Source organism: Rossellomorea sp. SC111, assembly GCF_024733565.1.
Classification (GTDB): Bacteria; Bacillota; Bacilli; order Bacillales; family Bacillaceae_B; genus Rossellomorea.
Genome location: NZ_JANIOC010000022.1, coordinates 1 through 20,094, shown reverse-complemented (window position 1 = coordinate 20,094; position 20,094 = coordinate 1). Strand labels below are relative to the sequence as shown.

At 42.8% G+C, this 20,094-nt stretch carries 16 protein-coding genes and 2 riboswitches; all 16 genes read left to right on the top strand.

Annotated features, from left to right (window positions below):
• Positions 1-6 precede the first annotated feature (6 nt).
• On the top strand, positions 7-699 hold the full coding sequence (locus tag NQ095_RS20835) for a hypothetical protein (protein ID WP_258265293.1): 693 nt from the start codon (positions 7-9) through the stop codon (positions 697-699).
• Positions 700-717: 18 nt separating this feature from the next.
• Positions 718-1,125: a TadE/TadG family type IV pilus assembly protein gene (locus NQ095_RS20830; RefSeq protein WP_258265292.1), complete on the top strand. Its 408-nt coding sequence runs from the start codon at positions 718-720 to the stop codon at positions 1,123-1,125.
• Positions 1,115-1,813, top strand: a complete 699-nt coding sequence (locus NQ095_RS20825; RefSeq protein ID WP_258265291.1) for a Tad domain-containing protein — start codon at positions 1,115-1,117, stop codon at positions 1,811-1,813. The genes NQ095_RS20830 and NQ095_RS20825 overlap by 11 nt, the downstream gene beginning before the upstream one ends.
• Before the next feature lie 20 nt (positions 1,814-1,833).
• On the top strand, positions 1,834-2,040 hold the full coding sequence (locus NQ095_RS20820; protein ID WP_258265290.1) for a hypothetical protein: 207 nt from the start codon (positions 1,834-1,836) through the stop codon (positions 2,038-2,040).
• A 79-nt stretch (positions 2,041-2,119) separates the two neighbouring features.
• Positions 2,120-3,508, top strand: a complete 1,389-nt coding sequence (locus NQ095_RS20815) for a vWA domain-containing protein (protein WP_258265289.1) — start codon at positions 2,120-2,122, stop codon at positions 3,506-3,508.
• 148 nt (positions 3,509-3,656) lie between these two features.
• The gene (locus tag NQ095_RS20810; RefSeq protein WP_258265288.1) at positions 3,657-3,977 is read left to right on the top strand and encodes a YIP1 family protein; all 321 of its coding nucleotides are present in this window, start codon (positions 3,657-3,659) and stop codon (positions 3,975-3,977) included.
• A 105-nt stretch (positions 3,978-4,082) separates the two neighbouring features.
• Positions 4,083-5,483, top strand: a complete 1,401-nt coding sequence (locus NQ095_RS20805; RefSeq protein WP_258265287.1) for a vWA domain-containing protein — start codon at positions 4,083-4,085, stop codon at positions 5,481-5,483.
• 347 nt (positions 5,484-5,830) lie between these two features.
• Positions 5,831-7,300, top strand: coding sequence for a nicotinate phosphoribosyltransferase (locus NQ095_RS20800; RefSeq protein WP_258265286.1), 1,470 nt, complete (start codon positions 5,831-5,833; stop codon positions 7,298-7,300).
• A gap of 70 nt (positions 7,301-7,370) precedes the next feature.
• On the top strand, positions 7,371-8,198 hold the full coding sequence (gene nadE / locus NQ095_RS20795; protein WP_258265285.1) for an ammonia-dependent NAD(+) synthetase: 828 nt from the start codon (positions 7,371-7,373) through the stop codon (positions 8,196-8,198).
• Positions 8,199-8,424: 226 nt separating this feature from the next.
• Positions 8,425-9,381, top strand: a complete 957-nt coding sequence (locus NQ095_RS20790) for an AAA family ATPase (protein WP_060675004.1) — start codon at positions 8,425-8,427, stop codon at positions 9,379-9,381.
• A 60-nt stretch (positions 9,382-9,441) separates the two neighbouring features.
• Positions 9,442-10,599, top strand: a complete 1,158-nt coding sequence (locus NQ095_RS20785; protein ID WP_258265284.1) for a DUF58 domain-containing protein — start codon at positions 9,442-9,444, stop codon at positions 10,597-10,599.
• Positions 10,596-12,800, top strand: coding sequence for a transglutaminase TgpA family protein (locus tag NQ095_RS20780; RefSeq protein ID WP_258265283.1), 2,205 nt, complete (start codon positions 10,596-10,598; stop codon positions 12,798-12,800). The genes NQ095_RS20785 and NQ095_RS20780 overlap by 4 nt, the downstream gene beginning before the upstream one ends.
• 39 nt (positions 12,801-12,839) lie before the next feature.
• Positions 12,840-12,941, top strand: a riboswitch (purine riboswitch).
• Between the two features lie 130 nt (positions 12,942-13,071).
• Positions 13,072-14,625 carry a glutamine-hydrolyzing GMP synthase gene (guaA, locus tag NQ095_RS20775; protein ID WP_258265282.1) on the top strand — a complete coding sequence of 518 codons (1,554 nt, stop codon included), beginning with the start codon at positions 13,072-13,074 and terminating at the stop codon, positions 14,623-14,625.
• Between the two features lie 178 nt (positions 14,626-14,803).
• A riboswitch (purine riboswitch) is annotated at positions 14,804-14,905 on the top strand.
• Between the two features lie 109 nt (positions 14,906-15,014).
• Positions 15,015-16,349: an NCS2 family permease gene (locus tag NQ095_RS20770; RefSeq protein ID WP_258265281.1), complete on the top strand. Its 1,335-nt coding sequence runs from the start codon at positions 15,015-15,017 to the stop codon at positions 16,347-16,349.
• 217 nt (positions 16,350-16,566) lie between these two features.
• A complete protein-coding gene (glcT, locus tag NQ095_RS20765) occupies positions 16,567-17,409 on the top strand; it encodes a glucose PTS transporter transcription antiterminator GlcT (RefSeq protein ID WP_258265280.1) in 843 nt (280 codons plus the stop codon).
• 178 nt (positions 17,410-17,587) lie between these two features.
• The gene (gene ptsG, locus NQ095_RS20760) at positions 17,588-19,657 is read left to right on the top strand and encodes a glucose-specific PTS transporter subunit IIBC (protein ID WP_258265279.1); all 2,070 of its coding nucleotides are present in this window, start codon (positions 17,588-17,590) and stop codon (positions 19,655-19,657) included.
• The last annotated feature ends 437 nt before the right edge of the window (positions 19,658-20,094 follow it).

Below are 20,094 nucleotides of genomic sequence, written 5' to 3'. Positions count from 1 at the left end.
GATAATATGGATAAGCCAATAAGACACACTTTCTCATTTATCGGGGAAAGGTTTGAGAAGATTTTAGTGATCATTCTATGTGTACAATTACCGTTATTGTTATTGCATTCTCTTATTACGAATTATATCTATGCAGTTACTCCCAACGTAGGGACAATCTATTCTGTAGCGGATATTTATTATGCCCTTTTTACCATTCTGTTTTTCATTTACGCTCAAATTCCATTTGTGAAATATACGTTCAACGAATTAGAAGGCAGGGAGAATTCTCTGCGAAACGCTTTATATACTTTTGTAGTAAAGGGCTTTCCTATTTTTCTCTTTGCTTGCCTGATCAGCATTCTATCAATAATAGGTTTTGCATTTTTTATTATTCCAGGGATTGTGATTATGGCTGTGTTCATCACGGCTCCAATCATTGCAATAGTAGACAACAAATCGGTGTGGAAGTCTATTAAAGAAGCAGGTCTATTGTTCAAAAAGAAGTTCATTAAGATTATTCTGCTGCTATTACTATGGGGAATCATAGAGATGGTAGTAGGAATTGTTCTAAATGGGCTTATTTTAAATATTACTTCTTCATACGCGGCGATAGCAGGCGTGCAAATGATTACTAATATGATATTCTACCCTGTTTTTTTAGTGTTATTAACAACCTACACATTAAAGTGGAGAGCAGGATTACGAAAGCTTGTGTAGTGAGGATGTGAGAGGGTTATGTTTAAGCTGAAAGACAAACTGAAAAGTGAAGAAGGTTCATCCACTATTGAATTTTTAGGGATACTCCCCTTTATCCTGCTGGTCGTCATGATTGCCTGGCAGCTCATCGTAAGCGTACAAGCCGTCGTGGTTGCTCAATCGGCCGCAAACGAAGCTGCCAAGGTGTATTCGATTACTGAAGATTCAGTTGAGGCGACGGAGGCGGCGAAAAAAATCGTCAATGCCGGGGGATCGTATTTAACCTTTTCGGGAGCGTCAGGTATGGCTAATAAGGATTTTACCACGAGTGTTGATGTGGAAATTGATTTAGTATTTCTTCCGAAGAAGATCTTTCCTGGGGGGGCAACTCCGTCTATTTCGTTTACCTCTACAGCCTCTGGCAAGGTGATAAAAAATGAGAGCTAGAGTAAAAGCGTATCTTCAGGAGGAACGAGGGAATGCAGCACTCTTTATGATAGGGTTACTGAGTATTATGATGGTCCTGTTTGTGTTTGTTTTTAATCTTTCCAAGATATTTGCGGTGAAGGAAGAAGCGAATACAACCGCACAGCAGGCAAGCTTAGCGGCCACGTCCGTTCTTTATGATCAATTGGATGAGGCAATTGAGAAATATGAGAGTAGAGAAATTATTGGAGTAGTGGATTCTCATCCTGAATCAATAGAAGAGAAGATTGAAAAAAAGGAAATACAATTAAGATCTGATGCCGGGTACAATGATTATTCGGAAAATGAGATCAAGCTGGAAGCAATAGATATTGTTTTAACAGAGGAATTACGTCATGGACTAGGTAAGGATAAGCTGGATGATATTTTGGGAGAAGAAATTTACCAACAAACTTTACCTGACATGGTATCTCAAGCTAAATCGACCATCATACAAAATGATGGGAATTTAACAGATGCCACCCTTACCATAAAAGACGGACAAGTTTTTGTCCATGCTTCAAACACCATGGAAGGAACCTCCTTTAAAGGTTTTTTTCAAGACATCAAGGAAGACCTGTTTCAAACCTCGGCTGGACCTAAAGTCGACTTTATTGAAGAGCTTTCAAACTTTCAAAATAAAGAGGTAGAACGGTTCCTTGATGAGTAAAAATGACAGGAGGAATGAAGATGTCCAAAAAAGAAAAACGCTGGAGAAGGTTTTATTTATTCCTGATGATTTTCTTCTATGCGATATACGTCCCGGTTTCAGTACTGGAATGGCTGCTGGGTGATGGTGGGTTGCCCATTACCGCTGTGGTAGTTGGGACTGCATTACCCTATATGAGAAAAAATCATCTTCATCAGATTCAGATGAAAGAAGGAACAGGAGCTTGAAGTGAACTTCAGGCTTTTTTATTAGAAATGAATAGAATTATTTCAAACATCTAAATGGATTTATATTTGAGGTGTGAACATGAACCGTTTGAAGGTAATCCTACAGATTTTAATCGTTTTGTCTATTTTTATGGTAGGTTGTGGAAATGAGAACAAAGAGGATCAAACTACTCAAAAAAACACTTCCCAAAAGGTAGATGATGATAATAATCCATCTAAAAAAGCAACCTTTACTACTTCTTCAAATGAAGAAGTAGAGGTTGCTCCATTACCATCAACATATCAAGAATTAGAAGATTTGCCTGCCGGGAAAGATTCCGAGAGAATTCCAACCTTAACTGAAGAAGACAAGGATAAAGTGGCTGAAAGATTCAAGGATTTACCTGATATTCAGAATAATCCTTCCAAGAAGGAATTGGATTTTTATTATCAGGAATTGTTAAAGAGAGTTCAAAGGGATTTTAAAGGTCCAGAAAGCTTAATCAAACAAATGAAATTTCAGTCTTTCGGGGACCCCGAAATAGAAGATACCAGGTATCAATTTAAAGAGAATCTAAATGTAGAAATCATACTGGATGCCTCTGGAAGTATGGCACAGGATGTTGGCGGCACTACAAAGATGGACGCTGCAAAAGAAGAGATTAAGAGGTTCGTTGAAAGCTTGCCTGAAGGGACCAAAATTGGACTTAGGGTATATGGACACAAGGGCAGTAATGCAGATTCCGACAAGGAGTTATCTTGTAATAGTTCAGAAATGATCTATTCAATCGAGCCTATAGATGAGTCTAAATTCCAATCTGCTGTAGACCAAGTTCAACCTACTGGCTGGACACCAATAACTCTTGCGCTTAATGAGGCTAAAAAGGATCTATCTACATTTAAAGGTGATAACAATAATAATATTGTGTATTTGGTTAGCGATGGAATAGAAACATGTGACCAAGACCCGGTAGCGGCTGCTAAAGAGCTATATGATTCAAATTTAAAACCAATTATTAATGTTATTGGATTTAATGTGGATACCAATGGTCAAAGACAGTTGAAGGATATCGCTGATGCCACTGAGGGTATTTATGAGAATGTTGATGACCAAGAAAGTTTAAAATCGGAGCTTGAGAAGATACAGAGTGTTGCTGAAGCTTGGGAAAAGTGGAAAAGCAAAGGTAAGCAGTCTATAGAACTAAAAGAAGTACAAAACAGCTTAGACATATTTGGATACATTACACAAGAAAGTGTAAAGGTAACAACAGAAAGAACTCAAATAGACTTATTCTTATCTATTCTCGCTGATCATGGGAAGATGGATACAGAATCAAATACATATCTCTCAGAGAAAAACAGAGTGTATCATGAATGGATGTATGCTGAAGTTGAGGAATTCGAGCAAGAATTGAGAGCAATAAACGAAAAAAGTTACAAAGACGCCATGAAAGCATTAGAGCAGAAGTACAACATTAATACTCAATAATTAAGCATCTTGTAACGAAAATTATCATCTGCCCACGATTTGAGGGGGTGTACATCACATACAGAACCCAACAGCTGTTAATAGAAAAGCAACTAAATTTCCGCAGGTTCTGAAAAACTAAAAAAATAAAAGTAGATTGGAGATTTATATGGACACAGCTACCGAAGTGAAATCAATCCAAAAATTCAATCCGTTAGTAAAGATCTGGAGGAAACCTCGATTATCCATTCGTTACATATTAGAAAACAAAAAGTTTGCATGGGTCTTTCTGCTGGTCAGCTTAGCAGGAATGTCCACCGTCTTGGATGCAGCGTCTTCTGCTAATATCGCTGATCGGGTGAATACAAGCGTTGGGGGGATCTTCTTCTTTTCCCTTTTACTTGGGCCTATTCTCGGTCTAGTAATCTGGGTTCTATCCGGGTTGTTATATTGGGGGATCGGGAAAATCTTCCATGTGACGGGGGACTGACCCCATTTTCCCATGATTGAGTAATAGTCATAATATAAGAGCAAGTAGTCTATTTAGGCTTGTTCCTTTATACTATGTTTTTATTAAAAAAGTGGGGGGAAACGAGTGGTTAATAATTACAAATCGAGTGTATCCTTTATTGCTATCCTTTTAGCTATATTAATTGTTGTAGCGGGGTGTAAAGAAGAACAGAAAGACTTTAAATCAACCAATACTACTTCTAATAGCGTAGAAGAACCAGAAGAAGAAAGTAAGCCAAGTGATAAAAAGGAATCTGTTAGGTATGAAGTCATTAGCGATTCTCCTGTTGCTCCTGAGAAGATGGAAGATATAATCAATTATCCTGCAGGACCATTTGTGAACAATCTGTTTAGAGAAGAAGAAGATAAAATTGAGATTGTGAAAGAATTAGAGAAACTCCCCAATTTAAATGGTACGGAAGGTGAAGAAGTTTACGAGGCTTATTGGAATACCCTTGTTCAAATGTTTGCGGGAGATTATAAAGATCCAAACCAATTGATAGAAATGCTTAAAATAAAATCATTTGGCAGTCCAGAAATAGATGATCCCAGGTATCAATTCAAAGAAAACCTAAACGTTGAAATCCTTTTAGATGCAAGTGGTAGTATGAAGGCTCAAGTCAATGGAAAATCAAAAATGGAATTAGCGAAAGAAGCTATTTCAAAATTCACCGAGTCTTTACCTAGTGACGCAAAAATTGCTTTGAGAGTATATGGTCATAAGGGAACCGGAAGTGATAAGGATAAAGAATTATCATGTAAAGCCAATGAAAGAGTCTTTGGTTTCTCGAATTATGATAAGGACAAAATGAGCAGTACGTTAAAAAATATTGAACCAAAGGGCTGGACACCTGTCGCTAATTCCCTTCAAAAAGCGAGTGAAGATCTCTCAATGTACCCGGCTGATCAAAATACAAATATTATTTATCTTGTCAGTGACGGGATTGAAACTTGTGACGGGGATCCAATTACAGCGGCGAAAGAACTAAAAGAATCGAATGTAAAACCTATTGTCAATGTTATTGGTTTCGATGTAGATGCAGCTGGACAAAAACAATTAAAAGAGGTAGCGAAATCTGCTGATGGCTCCTATGCCAATGTATATAATCTCGATGGATTAACAAACGAGTTTGACCGAGCGAAGGAAATTGCTGAAAAGTGGGAATCTTGGAGAACGAAAGCTTTAGGAGATAACCTTACTCGAAAAGTATTGAATACGAGTGATATTTTTCAATTCGCTGCAGACTGGGGTAGTACTAACTTGGAAGAAACCAACAATTTGAGGGGCTCGTTGCTTTATTTAAAGAAAAATGAAAGGGTGACAGGAGAAGCTTTCAATTATTTAAATGAAAAAGTTGATGAGAGGAGAAAAAACATCCTCGGTATGAAGAAAGTATTTGAAGAAGATATGCACAATCTAAACGAAGCTAACTTTGAAGAAATGAACCAGATTATTAATGAAAAATACAATACTAATAAAGAATAGGATGGGAGAAAAACATGTATAAAATAAGTGTAGAAAAGTTCTAAGAATTTGGGGTCAGTCCCTCTGCATACTAATGCGTTATTGTGACGGGGAACTGACTAATCAGAACACATTAGAACGCTTAACAAGACTTTCATATATTTCGTTTAATGCCTTTATTAATTTGATGAATCGATTCAGCTTAGTTATGTCTATCTATAACTAAATGACTTCCCCCCGCAAAGAACATAAATTTAATCAAACGCTTGTTTAAAACCCAAACTTAAACTAATCATTCGATATCCCACCCAATATTGGTTAGAATAGATAAGACCTACAATTGGCTATAGCTTAAAGGAGAGAAATACATGACGAACTATGCAGATGATAGTTTAGCGTTGCATACAGATTTGTATCAGATCAATATGACGAAGGCTTACTGGGATGATGATTTCCATAATCGAAAGGCTGTTTTTGAAGTGTTCTTTCGAAAGCTGCCTTTTGGCAATGGATATGCGGTATTTGCCGGGCTCCAACGGATCATTGAATATGTGAAAAAGTTTCATTTCTCGGAGAGTGATATCGAGTACTTACGGGAGCTGGGTTATGAGGAGGCATTCCTGGAATACTTGGCGGAGCTTCGTTTCACCGGGACGATACGGTCCATGGAGGAAGGGGAGGTTGCGTTCGGGAATGTCCCTCTTCTCCGGGTGGAGGCGCCACTTGCTCAGGCTCAGTTACTGGAGACGGCGATCTTGAATATCGTGAACTACCAGACGTTGATTGCGACGAAGGCGAACCGGATCAAGCAGGTGGTACAGGATGAGGTTGTGATGGAGTTCGGGACAAGACGTGCCCATGAGCTGGATGCAGCGATTTGGGGAACGCGGGCAGCGTATATCGGCGGCTTTGATGCGACGAGTAATGTCCGTGCAGGGAAATTATTCGGCATGCCGGTTTCCGGAACCCACGCTCATGCCATGGTTCAGGCTTATCGGGATGAATATCAGGCGTTCCATAAGTATGCGGAGAGCCATAAGGATTGTGTGTTCCTAGTCGATACGTATGACACATTGAAATCCGGTGTACCGACGGCGATTCGCGTGGCGAAGGAGCTTGGCGATAAGATCAACTTCAAGGGGATCCGTCTTGATAGCGGGGACATGGCCTATCAATCCAAGATCGCCCGCAAGATGCTGGATGATGCAGGCTTTACGGACACGAAGATCATTGCCTCCAATGATCTGGACGAGTATACAATCCTGAACTTAAAGGCTCAAGGAGCACAGATTGATGTATGGGGTGTGGGGACGAAGCTGATCACAGCGTACGATCAGCCTGCGTTAGGTGCCGTATATAAGCTTGTGTCCATTGAAAATGAGTCAGGTGAAATGGAAGACACGATCAAGATCTCGAGCAATGCGGAGAAAGTTTCAACTCCCGGGATGAAAAGGGTTTACCGCATCGTCAATACGGTTAATCATAAATCAGAGGGTGAATATATTGCCCTGGAGCATGAGCACCCGGAAAGTCAGGAACGGTTGAAGATGTTCCATCCCGTTCATACGTATATCAGTAAGTTCGTCACGAATTTCGAAGCGAGGGAACTTCATGTGGAGGTATTCAAGAACGGCGAGCTTGTATATGATACGCCTCCACTATCAGAAATGAGAAACTTCGTGAATGAAAATCTTGAATTGTTATGGGATGAATATAAGCGTTCCATGAACCCGGAAGAGTACCCTGTGGATTTAAGTGAAGAGTGCTGGAACAATAAGATGGATCTGATTCATCGTGTAAAAGCAGAAGTGAAAGAAAAACAAAGCGAAAACTGGTAAGTATGCCTGTGATTGGGTAAGATAAAAGGTATAATATGATGTAATAAAACCTAACATGGAGTGTGAAAACATGGATTCTCTTCAAAAACAAATCGTAGAAGAAATGATGGTCTCCCCGGAAATCAATCCGCAGGAAGAAATCCGTCGAAGCGTCGACTTTATGAAGGCTTACTTGAAGAAGCATTCGTTTATGAAAAGTCTGGTCCTTGGTATTTCAGGAGGTCAGGATTCCACATTACTAGGAAAGCTGGCTCAGATGGCCATCGATGAAATGAATCAGGAATCAGGGTCATCGGATTATGCTTTTTATGCCGTCAGACTTCCTTACGGGGAACAGGGAGATGCCCAGGACGCCATTGATGCCGTGGAATTCATTAACCCGAGCGTGTCGATGACGGTCAATGTCCAACCCGCAGTCGATGCAAGCGTAGAAACATTGAAGAAAAACGGCATTGAGCTTTCCGACTTCGTGAAAGGAAACGAAAAAGCACGTGAACGGATGAAGGTGCAATTTGCCATTGCTGCCATGAAGGATGGCGTGGTCCTCGGTACGGATCACTCTGCTGAAGCAGTCACCGGCTTCTACACGAAATACGGAGATGGAGCGGCAGACCTCGTCCCCCTCTTCCGCCTGAACAAGCGTCAAGGGAGAATGCTCTTAGTCGAGCTCGGCTGTCCGGAACACTTATACAATAAGAAACCGACAGCAGACTTGGAGGAAGATCGCCCGTCGCTCCCGGACGAAGAAGCCCTTGGCGTCACGTATGATCAGCTGGACGATTACCTGGAAGGGAAAGAAGTACCTGCTGAAGCCAAGAAAACCATTGAGGGTCATTACCTGAAAACACAGCATAAACGTCATCTGCCTGTCACGGTGTTTGATGATTTTTGGAAATAATCAGTGGAAAAGCCGATTCTCGTATAATGGAGAATCGGCTTTTTAAATTGGATGGAAGCAAGATGCTTCTACATAAATCTGCAATGTCCATTTCCTCGAAGATCCTCATATCCTACCAATTCCCTAAAATTTATCTACCAATTTCCCATTTTATAGAGGATTTTCGACTTTTTAAACGAAAGTAGTAATAGTTAAAGATGAGTTTGAATCATTCAGGAGGGGTACGATGTCACATGAACTGGTGAATCCGAAGTTGCAAAGTATCATTGATAATATAGAGAAAGTCATGATCGGGAAGAGAAAGGTAGCGGAACTTAGCATCGTTTCCCTGCTTGCCGGAGGACATGTTTTGCTTGAAGACGTTCCGGGTGTAGGGAAGACGATGATGGTCCGCGCATTGGCGAAATCTGTGGGAGCGAGCTTTAAGCGAATTCAGTTTACGCCGGACTTACTGCCTTCTGATGTGATCGGGGTATCGATTTATAACCCGAAAGAGATGGAGTTTAATTTCAGACCTGGACCGATCATGGGGAACATCATTCTTGCGGATGAAATCAACCGTACGTCACCGAAGACACAGTCCGCTTTACTAGAAGGAATGGAAGAAAGCAGCGTGACGATTGACGGGATGACGCGAAAGCTCGATAAGCCTTTCTTCGTCATGGCGACCCAGAATCCGATTGAATATGAAGGGACCTATCCGCTTCCGGAAGCACAGCTTGACCGGTTCCTTTTGAAGATGAAGATGGGGTATCCGGAACCGGAAGAAGAGATGGAGGTTCTTCACCGCGCCCAGCGGACTCCGCCGATCGATGAATTGGAGCCTGTTATGACCCTTGAGGAATTGAGATATATCCAAGGTGATGTCAAGGAAGTATTGGTGGATGACACCATTAAGAAGTACATTGTGGAGATTGCGAACCGTACGAGGATCCATGCGAATGTGTATCTGGGTGCGAGCCCCCGTGGATCGATTGCCCTGATGAAGGCTTGTCAGGCCTATGCCTATTTAAGGGGGAGGGATTATGTAGTTCCCGACGATGTCCAGTTCCTGGCACCTTTCGTGTTTTCTCACCGGATCATTATGAAATCGGAAGCGAGATACGAAGGAATTACCCCTGAAGAAGTGGTGGAGAGAGTCATGGCGCGGATACCGGTCCCGGTACAAAGGCTAGTGAGATAGATGAAGACGAAACTTCAATTTATTAAACCGCTTGGGAAGTTTCTGCTCCTTCTTATTTTGATGGGCGTGACTTTTTCGTATGCGATGTTTCAAGGTGGGTTTGTGAGCTGGTTTTTGTTCTACAGTTTTTTGCCGTTTTCCCTTTATTCGGTTTTTGTGTTCTTATATCCGTTATCAGAGTTTTACGTGGAGCGGAGTTTTGAATCTGCCGAGTACAAGGCAGGGGACGAATTGAAGGTGACGATCACCCTGACCCGGAAGCTGCCATTTCCTCTGTTTTATTTGGTATTGGAGGATGTGGTGACTGATTCTGTCTTTCATCAGTCAGGTTTTCAAAAGGCGAAGGCGATGATTCATCCCGGGTTCAGGAATCGAATCAAACTGACCTATTATATCGATGAGCTTCCCCGTGGGGAACACATCTTTTCTAAAGTGAGATTTAAAACAGGTGATTTCTTTGGGGTTTTCGAAAAGGAAGCCACGGTGGATTGCGTCGACAGGCTCCTTGTTTACCCGTCGATCGTCGATGTCCCTTATCGACCGCTTGAGAATCGATATGATCAGGGGATGACGACTTCGAGTGTGAAGATTCAAAAGGATACGACGATGGCGACGGGTATCCGGGAGTATCAACCGGGTGACCGCTTCTCGTGGATTCATTGGAAGACCTTTGCCAGGACCAATGAGCTGATGACGAAGGAGTTTGAGGAACGTCAGTCCCATGACGTCCTCATTGTACTCGACAGGGAGTCATCCCAAGCGTTTGAAGCGATGGTGACCTTTACGGCATCGATGATCAGGTCCATCGTCAAAAAGGGGGCTCAGGTCGGCCTTGTGTCAATTGGTGGAGATCATGTTTCATTTCCAATCAGGGGGGGAGAAGAGCACTTGAGTCAGCTGAATTATCACTTGGCGAAAGTGAGGCAGGACAGCCCGTTTGCTTTAGGGAAAGTCCTGCAGGGAGCAGGATTGAACTATTCTCAATCAGCTGCGGTCCTATTCGTGACCTCATCCGTTTCCAAAAAAATGATTATGAGCGTAAATGAGTATACGAAGCGGAACAGCTCTGTCGTCATCTTTTTAGTGAAGAGGGCAGGGGATGCGTACACGGCGGAAGAGAAATCGTTGAAAGCCTATGCCTCTTCGCGCGGCATTCGATTGCAGGTATGCTTTGAAGGCGACTTTTCCTCGGCATTTCTGGAGGTGAAACGGGCATGAGGCAAGAGACAGCAAATACCTATTTCAAGATCGTGACGTATTTCTTTGGATTTCTACTATTATGGGAGTGGTTAAAACCACTTAAAGTTGTGACGGACACTGCGAGTCTGACCTATTTTATTGTCTTTATTGCCCTGGCACTCACACTGTCTTATTTCCGGATTCATTTTGCTATCACGGCATCTGTGAAAATCCTTTTTGTTCTTTACAGTCTGCATGGGTTGTACTACAAGGGCTCTTTTTTATCTCCCAAGTGGTTCAAGGAGTTCAGTCATGATTTATGGGAGAATCTCGGATTGACTCTCGGGCGGGAATGGCCAAGTTTGTCTTTTGAGTATAGAAGCTTGTTGTTCTTTGTGCTTCTGTGGCTGATGACGTACTTGATTCATTACTGGTTATCTGTTCGAAAAACGATTCTTCTGTTTTATGTGATGACGGTCACTTATGTGTGTTTGATTGATACTTTCACGGTATATGAAGGGGATAAATCGATTATACGCGTCGTCATTTTCGGCTTTCTTCTCATGGGGTTGCTGGCCCTTGAGAGGCTGGTGCAAAGAGAAAAGCTCCTTGGTTCCAAGATGAGCCGCCATCGCTGGATCGTTCCACTGACGGTAATGCTTACGATCAGTTCGGTTGTTGCATTTGCAGCACCTAAAGCCGATCCGATCTGGCCGGATCCTGTCCCGTATCTTCAATCCTTTTCTGAGGATGCCGGTGGAAGTGGTGTCAACAAGATTGGCTACGATACGGATGATACTAAGCTTGGAGGACCCTTTGTCGGTGATCCCACGGTCATTTTCAATGCGGAGGTGACACGGGAACATTATTGGAAAATTGAATCGAAGGATTTATATACGGGGAAAGGATGGGAGCAGTCCGTTTCTGACAATCAGAAGGACCCACTTACGTTTGAGTCGGGAAAAAAGGTACCGATCCCTTCACCGGAATCGGATGAAGAGCAAGCCCTTGAAAATGAGAAGGTCATGGTGAATCGTACCTATTCCCATGTCGTTTATCCTTATGGGGTAGAAGTGATCAACGGGAATGAAAATGGGTATTTCAGCTTCAATCCCGTAGATGAAAAAGTGACGAGTTATAAAGAACCCGATGAAACGGTCAAGCTTGACGAGTATGAGCTGTCCTACCGCTCTCCATCCTATTCGCAGAAGAAGATGAAGGCGGCCAATGAAGACCAGGAAATCATGCAGGTGCCTGAATTCGTCGATCGCTACACCCAGCTGCCCGATACGACTCCTCAACGCGTCAAGGATCTGGCCGTTGAAATTACGGCAGAAGAGGATAATTGGTATGACAAAGTAAGAGCGATTGAGCAATATTTTTCAAAGGAAGCCTATGTATACGATCAATTCGATGTGCCGGTTCCTGAAGAAGGGCAGGATTACGTAGATCAGTTCCTGTTTGAAACGCAGCGCGGTTACTGTGATAATTTCTCTACTTCCATGGTCGTCCTGGTCCGCTCACTCGGGATTCCGGCGAGATGGGCCAAAGGCTATACAGAAGGGGAATACAGCAGGCAGGTCGATTCGACGAATAAACTCTATGAAGTATCGAACAACAATGCCCATTCATGGGTAGAGGTATTCTTCCCGGAAGTGGGCTGGGTTCCGTTTGAGCCTACTGTCGGTTTCAGCAACAATGTCTCTTATCAGTATGACCTTGATATACCTGATTCAGATACTGACGAAGTTCCTTTGCCTGAACAAAAAGAAACACCGAAAAAACCCCTCCAGCCTGAGGAAGATACCGCGTCTTCCGATGATGGATTCTCTCTGTCCAAGCTGTGGGATGACATTACGTCATTCGTTGTGGATAATTGGGGCAAGATTGTGATGGGAACTATTCTATTGATCATTATTGCGATTTCATTATACCTTGTGAGGAGAAGATGGATACCTTATGTCCTGATTTTCTATTATCGCAGGAAGTCATCGGGGGATGTATTCTCGGAAGCCTACCTGTCCCTTATGAAACAATTGGAAAGATACGGATTGAAAATGGATGACGGTCAGACTTTACGGGGGTATTCAAGGTACATCGATTCCTTCTTCGGTACCCGTGAAATGACCAGTCTGACCAATAATTATGAACGTGTATTATACGGACAGAAGCCTACATCAGAAGACTGGATGAAGATGAGGGAATTATGGGAAAATTTAATTAAAAGGACAACCGGTTGACCCGGTTGATTACAAAGTATAAAATGATGTCAAATTCAAATAGCGTTCGTTAGCATCCTTCGTATATCCTCGATAATACGGTTCGAAAGTATCTACCCGGTCACCTTAAATGACTGGACTATGAAGGCAGTGTTCTTAGTTGACATCCGTGTATGCAAAAAACTAGAATTCTGCCTTTTTTTAAGGCGAAGTCTAGTTTTTTTTATATTTTTTTTGGAATGCTAACAACAAATAGATGGTAGTAGGTAAATAAACAGAAGAGGTGAACTGAATGCTTGGTAAAGAAGAATTGCACAATCAGGAAATGATCGTCGTTTTGGACTTTGGAAGTCAGTACAATCAATTAATAACGCGAAGAATCCGTGAGTTTGGTGTTTATAGTGAGCTCCATCCGCATACAGTTACCCTTGAAGAAATCCAGGAAATGAATCCAACGGGGATCATTTTCTCCGGCGGACCGAACAGTGTGTACGGTGAAGATTCATTCCGCTGCGATGAGCGTATCTTTGATCTGGATATTCCGATTCTCGGGATCTGCTACGGCATGCAGCTTATGACGATGCACTTTGGCGGAAAAGTGGAACGCGCAAAGCACCGTGAGTACGGGAAAGCAGCCATCAACATCGAGAAGCAGTCAAAATTATTCTCAAATCTTCCTGAAGAGCAAGTCGTATGGATGAGTCACGGGGACCTTGTAGTCGAAGCTCCTGCAGGATTCGATGTGAACGCAATAAATCCTTCTTGCCCGATCGCTTCTATGAGTAACGAGGAAAAAGGGTTATATGCAGTACAATTCCATCCTGAGGTACGACACTCAGAACACGGAAACGAAATGCTGAAGAACTTCGTATTTGAAGTGTGTGGGTGCACAGGCGACTGGTCCATGGAGAACTTCATTGAAATGGAAATGGACAAGATCCGTCAAACCGTGGGGGACAAAAAGGTCCTTTGCGCATTAAGCGGCGGGGTCGATTCTTCTGTAGTGGCCGTATTGATCCATAAAGCAATCGGTGATCAACTGACATGTATCTTCGTCGATCACGGACTTCTTCGTAAAGGCGAAGCTGACAGTGTGATGAAGACATTCTCTGACGGCTTTAACATGAACGTGATTAAAGTGGATGCCCAGGATCGTTTCTTGAATAAATTAAAAGGTGTATCCGACCCTGAACAAAAACGTAAAATCATCGGAAATGAATTCATTTACGTGTTCGACGATGAAGCGACGAAGCTTCAAGGCATTGAATACCTTGCACAAGGTACGCTATATACAGACATCATCGAAAGTGGTACGGCGACTGCACAAACAATCAAGTCCCATCATAATGTCGGCGGGCTTCCTGAAGATATGCAGTTCACCCTGATTGAACCACTTAACACATTATTCAAAGATGAAGTGCGTGCATTAGGTTCTGAACTCGGTATTCCGGATGAAATCGTATGGCGCCAACCATTCCCGGGACCGGGTCTTGGTATCCGTGTGCTTGGTGAAATTTCTGAACAGAAGCTTGAAATCGTCCGTGAGTCTGATTACATTCTCCGTGACGAAATCAAGAAAGCCGGCCTCGATCGTGACATCTGGCAATACTTCACCGTTCTTCCGGACATCCGAAGTGTCGGTGTCATGGGTGACGCAAGGACCTACGACTACACAATCGGAATCCGTGCCGTCACTTCCATCGATGGAATGACGTCCGACTGGGCGCGTATCCCATGGGAAGTACTTGAGAAAATCTCAACACGCATCGTGAACGAAGTCGATCATATCAACCGCGTGGTGTATGATGTGACGAGTAAGCCACCTGCAACGATTGAGTGGGAATAATAAACTGGGATAATTAACTGACAGGCTTCCTCCGGATCGAATTTTTTCGACAAACGGTAGGGTGCCTGTAGTTTTTTGTATTAAACGAACATTGATGCGAATATTTTATAATAATGTTCGTATTTTAAGTTGACGAACTGAAATCACGTTGGTACAATAGTACCTGTAATCATAACAAAACATTATAAAAGTATTACGTCGTATAATTTCGGGAATAAGGCCCGAGCGTTTCTACCAAGCTACCGTAAATGGCTTGACTACGAGGTGATGGATGATAGGACCGTATTTATCGTTCCTTATTGATCTTGATCTTAACAGTCAAAGCCTTGAACTCTGGTAGTTCGAGGTTTTTTTATTTTCTACGGCGACTCTATAGGAGGAGTACAAGAATGAGGAATTTCTTTCAGTTTGACCAGCTAGGAACGAATTATAAAAGGGAGATCATCGGGGGATTGACCACGTTCCTATCGATGGCCTATATCTTAATCGTTAACCCACTCACGTTAACCCTTCAATCTGTTCCGGATCTTCCGGACAGCATGAGAATGGATTACGGTGCAGTGTTCGTGGCAACAGCATTGGCTGCAGCCATCGGGTCGTTGATCATGGGATTGATCGCCAAGTATCCGATCGCTCTGGCACCGGGGATGGGCTTGAATGCCTTTTTCGCTTATACAGTCGTTTTAACGATGGGCGTACCTTGGCAATCTGCTTTAACGGGAGTATTGATTTCGGGACTGATTTTCATCGCCTTGACACTTTCGGGGATCCGGGAAAAAATCATTAACTCGATCCCGGCCGAGTTGAAATACGCTGTTGGAGCGGGGATCGGATTATTCATTACCTTCATCGGCTTTCAAAACGCAGGAATCATCGTAAATAACGATGCCGTCTTAGTGGGACTTGGAGATTTAACGAAGGGAACTACGTTACTTGCGATCTTCGGAATTATCATCACGGTTATACTGATGACAAGAGGTATTAAAGGTGGGATTTTCATCGGGATGGTCGTAACGGCCGTCGTGGGAATGATCGCAGGCCTGATCGATACACCGGAAAGAGTAGTGGACGCGGCACCAAGTCTTGCTCCGACATTCGGGGCAGCGCTGGAACCATTATTCAATGATGCAGGCAGTATCTTCACGATTCAGATGCTTGTGGTCATCCTGACGTTCTTATTCGTAGATTTCTTTGATACAGCCGGGACCCTCGTGGCGGTAGCCAATCAGGCAGGCTTGATGAAAGAGAACAAATTACCGCGTGCAGGAAAAGCGTTATTCGCAGATTCTTGTGCAACGGTAGTCGGAGCCATCTTAGGAACGTCTACAACGACGTCTTATATCGAATCATCTGCTGGGGTTGCTGCAGGAGCTAGGACAGGGTTTGCATCTGTCGTAACCGCCATCCTGTTCGTCCTTTCGATTTTCTTCTTCCCGTTACTTGCCGTCATCACATCGGCTGTGACAGCACCTGCCCTTATCATTGTCGGGGTGCTCATGGTATCGTCATTAGGTGAAATCGACTGGAAGAAATTCGAGGTAGCTGTACCGGCATTCCTGACCATTGTCGCCATGCCCCTAACGTACAGCATTGCAACAGGTATCGCCATCGGGTTCATTTTCTACCCGATCACGATGATCATGAAAGGTCGCGCGAAAGAAATTCATCCAATCATGTATTTCCTGTTTGTGATCTTTGTGATGTACTTTATCTTCCTGGTATAAGTTTAGACAACCTTCATCAAGAAGCTGATCTCTCGCAGATCAGCTTCTTTCTGGTTTTTATCGGAGAAAGTGTAGAAAATAAATAAAGGAAATAGCAACAAAGGTAGAGAAAGTAGTACTAAGGTAAGAAGTATCAATTGAAAAAAGGGTCAGTTTTCGTTAGAATCATGGAATCGGGTAGTGTCGAAAATGGTCGAATATATAGGGAGAATTGAGTATGTCTACTTTAAATGTAAAAAAAGTCTTAAATAACAACGTATTGATTGCCGTTCACGAGAGCTACGGAGAAGTCGTGCTGATCGGGAAAGGGATAGGGTTCAACCGGAAAAAGGGCGATCCCATCCAAAATGATATTGCCGAGAAGATGTTTGTCCTAAAAGGGGAAAAAGAACAGGAACAGTACAAAAACCTTCTCCCTTTTTTAAATGAAGATATGTCAAATGTCATTATCTCCGCCATCGAATTGATCAGGAAAAGAACCAATTCATTCCTTAACGAACATATTCATATCGCCCTGACAGACCATATTCTATTTGCGATTAACCGATTGATGAGAGGAATGGAGATCCGAAATCCGTTTCTGGTGGAAACAAGAACCTTGTATCCTTTTGAATATGAAATAGCGAAAGAAGTCGTCGGCATGATCAATGAAATGACCGATGTCCATTTGCCTGAAGGGGAAGTGGGATTCATTGCCCTTCATATTCACAGCGCCATGATGAACAAGGATCTTTCCGAAGTGAACCAACATTCTCAGTTGATCAGTCGCCTGATAGGGATGATCGAACAACAGCTGGACGTTGAAATCAATAAAGAGAGCGTCGATTATATGAGGCTCATACGCCATATCCGTTATACGATTGAACGGGTTTTACGGGAAGAAAGAGTAGAAGAACCAGAAAAAATAGCAAAACTGTTGAAAGAAGAATATCCGGTCTGCTATAATCTATCATGGAAGCTGATTAAGATGATGCAGCAAACATTGCAAAAGCCCGTGTACGATGCAGAGGCAGTATACCTCACGATGCATCTTCAACGGATTCAAAATAAAGTGAATTAATGTACTTATCTTTCTTACGTGTTACTGATACGATCAGGCATGAGTGAAGAAGATAATTGAAACGTGTATTTTGGGGTAGTCTATCCATATACGTTCATTATCCTCTTTTCTCATGCCTTTTTTGTTGGCGCAATCATCTAATTAGTCGAAAAATGAAAATTAAAGGGAGGAAACTCACATGTTTAAAAAGGCTTTTGGTGTACTACAAAAAGTCGGTAAAGCATTAATGCTTCCAGTTGCGATCTTACCAGCAGCCGGACTTTTACTAGCGTTTGGTAATGCTCTTCAAAATCCAACGCTTCTAGACATTGCCCCATTCCTTAATAACGGCGGCGTTGAAACCGTTGCCAGCGTAATGGAACAAGCGGGTGGAATTATCTTCGGAAACTTGGCACTGCTCTTCGCAGTCGGTGTTGCCATTGGCCTCGCCGGTGGGGAAGGGGTAGCCGGTCTAGCCGCTATCGTTGGTTTCTTGATCATGAACGTAACAATGGGTACAGTTGAAGGATTAGGTATCGGTGATGTAACTGGTGACGGTGTGGATCCGGCTTTTGCGCTGGTTCTTGGTATCCCTACCTTACAAACGGGTGTATTCGGCGGTATCATCGTCGGGATCCTGGCGGCGTCCATGTACAATCGTTTCTATCAAATCGAACTTCCTTCATACTTAGGATTCTTCGCAGGTAAACGGTTTGTTCCAATTGCAACAGCGGCATCTTCCGTTGTACTGGGATTATTAATGCTATTGATTTGGCCACCGATCCAAGATGGCCTTAACACATTCTCAAACTTTATGCTTGGTGAAAATAGAGCATTGGCAGCATTTGTATTCGGTGTAATTGAACGTTCACTAATTCCATTCGGATTACACCACATTTTCTATGCTCCATTCTGGTTCGAATTCGGTTCTTACACATCTGCAGCGGGAGACGTTGTACGTGGGGATCAGGCGATCTTTATGAAACAAATTCAAGATGGTGTACAAGACCTTACTGCCGGTACATTCATGACAGGTAAATTCCCATTCATGATGTTTGGACTTCCAGCAGCGGCATTAGCGATCTACCATGAAGCGAAGCCGGAGCGTAAAGCCGTTGTAGGTGGAATCATGGCGTCTGCTGCCTTGACTTCATTCTTGACAGGTATCACAGAACCAATCGAATTCTCATTCTTATTCGTAGCACCTGTACTATTTGGAATACACTGTATCTTCGCAGGTTTATCATTCTTAACGATGCATCTGTTAAATGTAAAGATCGGTATGACATTCTCAGGTGGTTTAATTGACTACATTCTATTCGGACTGATTAACCCGCAAACGAATGCCTGGATCGTCATCCCGGTAGGTATCGTGTTTGCATTCATCTACTACTTCGGATTCCGTTTCGCTATCCGTAAGTTCAATCTTATGACTCCTGGTCGTGAAGACGTGGATGAAGATGAAGATGACGCTCCGGCAAGTTCAGCTGGCGATCTTCCATACAACATCCTTGAAGCAATGGGTGGACAAGAAAACATCGCTCACTTAGACGCATGTATCACTCGTCTGCGTGTATCTGTCAATGACGTGAAGCAAGTAGATAAAAACCGTCTGAAAAAACTTGGTGCTTCAGGTGTACTTGAAGTGGGAGATAACATCCAAGCGATCTTCGGACCGAAATCAGACACGATCAAGTCACAAATGCAAGACATCATCCGTGGGAAAGCTCCACGCAGAGTAGAAACAAATGCAAACGAAGAAGTAGAGCAACAGATCGAAGAAGTGAATCCGGATGCCCTTCAAACTGAACGCAACAACGAAAAGTTTGTAGCTCCGATCACTGGTGAGATCAAAGACATCACAGAAGTTCCTGACCAAGTATTCTCAGGTAAAATGATGGGTGACGGTTTCGCGATCGTACCGACTGAAGGAACAATCGTTTCTCCTATCGCAGGTAAAGTCGTGAACGTATTCCCGACAAAGCATGCCATCGGACTTGAGTCCAAAGCTGGCCGTGAAGTCCTGATCCACGTAGGAATCGACACAGTGAAGCTGGAAGGTAAAGGATTCGAAGCTCTAGTAAAAGAAGGGGACCAGGTAGAAGCCGGTCAACCATTACTGGAAGTGGATCTTGACTACATCAAGGCAAACGCGCCTTCCATCATGACACCGATTGTTTTCACGAACCTGAAAGAAGGTCAACAAGTGACAATCGAGAAGCCTGGTAAAGTGAACCGTAACGACGAAAACGTAATTAAGATCGACTAATGATCAATTAAAAACCGGCTCACCTTCCATCGCGGAAGGTGAGCCGGTTTTATTTTGGTCCATATTATATTATAGAAGAAAGAGGATGGTTAAATCGAAGGATCATGAACTCTTATTAGGAAGGTTTGAAAGTTTTTGAAATAAATCTATCAAATCTATTGACGAATATCTAATAGCTTGATATACTTTAAAAACCGTCGCAAGAGAGCAGCGGGTTACATAACAACATTCAGCGAGATCACAAAACATTTCAAAAAAAGTTGTTGACAAACACACTGCATTCTTGATATGATGGTCAAGTCGCTTCGAGAGAAGCACTTACACATTGAACCTTGAAAACTGAACAAAACAAGACAATACGTCAACGTTAATTCTAGATTTATTTTTAAAGAGCTATTCAAACTTTTATCGGAGAGTTTGATCCTGGCTCAGGACGA

Bases quoted from the DNA above. Each gene is read 5' to 3' on its own strand.
- NQ095_RS20785 (WP_258265284.1), top strand. From the start codon at position 9,442: ATGGGCGTGACTTTTTCGTATGCGATGTTTCAAGGTGGGTTTGTGAGC.
- NQ095_RS20825 (WP_258265291.1), top strand. From the start codon at position 1,115: ATGAGAGCTAGAGTAAAAGCGTATCTTCAGGAGGAACGAGGGAATGCA.
- NQ095_RS20815 (WP_258265289.1), top strand. From the start codon at position 2,120: ATGAACCGTTTGAAGGTAATCCTACAGATTTTAATCGTTTTGTCTATT.
- glcT (WP_258265280.1), top strand. From the start codon at position 16,567: ATGTCTACTTTAAATGTAAAAAAAGTCTTAAATAACAACGTATTGATT.
- NQ095_RS20810 (WP_258265288.1), top strand. From the start codon at position 3,657: ATGGACACAGCTACCGAAGTGAAATCAATCCAAAAATTCAATCCGTTA.
- NQ095_RS20770 (WP_258265281.1), top strand. From the start codon at position 15,015: ATGAGGAATTTCTTTCAGTTTGACCAGCTAGGAACGAATTATAAAAGG.
- NQ095_RS20800 (WP_258265286.1), top strand. From the start codon at position 5,831: ATGACGAACTATGCAGATGATAGTTTAGCGTTGCATACAGATTTGTAT.
- NQ095_RS20780 (WP_258265283.1), top strand. From the start codon at position 10,596: ATGAGGCAAGAGACAGCAAATACCTATTTCAAGATCGTGACGTATTTC.
- guaA (WP_258265282.1), top strand. From the start codon at position 13,072: ATGCTTGGTAAAGAAGAATTGCACAATCAGGAAATGATCGTCGTTTTG.
- NQ095_RS20830 (WP_258265292.1), top strand. From the start codon at position 718: ATGTTTAAGCTGAAAGACAAACTGAAAAGTGAAGAAGGTTCATCCACT.
- nadE (WP_258265285.1), top strand. From the start codon at position 7,371: ATGGATTCTCTTCAAAAACAAATCGTAGAAGAAATGATGGTCTCCCCG.
- NQ095_RS20790 (WP_060675004.1), top strand. From the start codon at position 8,425: ATGTCACATGAACTGGTGAATCCGAAGTTGCAAAGTATCATTGATAAT.
- NQ095_RS20820 (WP_258265290.1), top strand. From the start codon at position 1,834: ATGTCCAAAAAAGAAAAACGCTGGAGAAGGTTTTATTTATTCCTGATG.
- ptsG (WP_258265279.1), top strand. From the start codon at position 17,588: ATGTTTAAAAAGGCTTTTGGTGTACTACAAAAAGTCGGTAAAGCATTA.
- NQ095_RS20835 (WP_258265293.1), top strand. From the start codon at position 7: ATGGATAAGCCAATAAGACACACTTTCTCATTTATCGGGGAAAGGTTT.